Annotated in this window: 2 protein-coding genes; both read right to left on the minus strand. The window is 68.9% G+C overall.

All coding sequences use genetic code 11. The features are described from left to right. Positions 1 to 654 (minus strand): SpdA protein (locus ACFY0T_RS50255; RefSeq protein ID WP_388885972.1); only part of this gene is annotated, 654 nt, incomplete at its 3' end. Then, the gene (locus tag ACFY0T_RS50260; protein ID WP_388885976.1) at positions 647 to 1,651 is read right to left on the minus strand and encodes a tyrosine-type recombinase/integrase; all 1,005 of its coding nucleotides are present in this window, start codon (positions 1,649 to 1,651) and stop codon (positions 647 to 649) included. The genes ACFY0T_RS50255 and ACFY0T_RS50260, both read right to left, overlap by 8 nt. Between the last annotated feature and the right edge of the window lie 38 nt (positions 1,652 to 1,689).

Consider the following 1,689-nt stretch of genomic DNA (forward strand, 5'->3'; position numbering starts at 1 on the left):
GGCGCCGATATGCAGGCGCTTGCGGAGTGTTTCCGCAGAAATCGGCCGCCGGTGGGTCTGCCAGTGCCGGGCATCTTCCGCCCGAGCCCGTTCGAGAAGATCATCGGCGCCGTCGTCCCAGGTGCCGGGTTCGGCCGCCGGCACGCTGCGCAGTCGCCCTGCGGTGGAGCCGGAGCTGCTGCGCGGCAATGTCGGCGCATCGTTAGCGACGGCACGGACACCGCTGATGGCCTGCAGCAGGCCGGGGCCGACCTCGGCCCACCCGATCAGCAGCAGCGGACCCACGGCGTCGAAAGCCGCCCGCCCGTACGCGCCCACGAGCAGCGGTTCGGTGACGTTGAGGGCGAGCGTGAGCAGACTGGCCAGGAGCAGCAGCCTGCGGGCCGGGCGCAGTGCCGCCTCGGGGGCACCGTAGAGGGCGAGATACCGGATCGCCAGCAGTAGCGCCAGGACGGACAGGTCCACGGCGGGTGCGACGAGCGGGGCCACCCAGCCGGACACGCCCAGCCGCAGGGCCAGCGTCCAGACGTTGCCGAAGCCGAAGAGGAAGGCGAGGCCAACCACCACCCCCGTGATCGTGGTGACAGAGCGGAAGGCCAGCTGCTGCTCGCCTACGGCGCCCCGCCGCGCGGGGAGCTCTCCGGGTTCAGACATGATCGCCGACCCCGATCCGCTGGTGGGTTTCCTGGGCGCGTTCGGCGGCGGCGCTGGCGCCGTAGCGGCGGGGCATCTCCTGCGACGTCCAGCCGAGCAGCAGCATCAGGTCGCCGGTGTCGCCGCCGGCGCGCTTCCATTCATGGGCGAAGGTGTGCCGCCACCGGTGCGCGTGGAGCTTGACCAGCCCGACCTCAAGTCCCCGCCGCTTGAGCATGATCTTGATGCCATTGGGGGCGAGCGGCCGAATCCCCCGCTCGGCCAGCCAAAGATCCGGCAGGTCAGCCGCCTTGTGCTTGGCGCGGGCCCGCAGGTAGCGGCTGACGGCCCGCGCGGTCCTCGGCCCGAAGCGCACACGCCGGTCCTTGCTGCCCTTGCCGTGGTAGTGCACCGACTCGGTGCTCATGTCGATGTCGTCGAGCAGGAGGTTGCCGACCTCGGACAGGCGCGCGCCCGTGTTGCAGTACAGGCGAATGATCGCCTCGTCCCGCAGTTGGGCGAACTGCCTGCCCTTGCAGGTGCCGAGGACCTTGGAGGTCTCTTCGTCACGGATGACCGGGACCAGCTTCTGCGGCATCTTCGGCTGCCTGACCCGCTCCATCGGCGACCGGTCGATCTCGCCCTCGTCGAGCATCAGCCATTTGAAGAACTGCTGCAGTGCCTTGTGCTTGTTCAGCGCCGTCGATGCCGACCTCGTCTCGATCATCCACGCCTGGAACGCCTCAATGTGTGCGCGGCTGACGTCGGCCGGATCCTCGGCCGCTTCGTCGGCCTCCGGGTCCGGCGAATACTCGCTCAAGTAGCTGCCCAACTGGGCGGCCGCCAGCAGATAGTTGTAGCGGGTGGTCTCCGGGTAGTTCCCCGATCGCAGCGAGCGGTCCCAGTCCCGCAGAAACCCCGACCAGGTCTTGGACAGACCCGCGGTGATCTTGTCCAGGTCCAGCAGCGGCATCTTCGCAAGCCTCCGAGTAAAGGCGCCGATGAGCGGCGTGCTCAACCTCGAAGACTGGAAACGATCTACGCAAAAGGGCCCCC

It is taken from the genome of Streptomyces sp. NPDC001530 (genome assembly GCF_042894545.1).
Classification (GTDB): Bacteria; Actinomycetota; Actinomycetes; order Streptomycetales; family Streptomycetaceae; genus Streptomyces.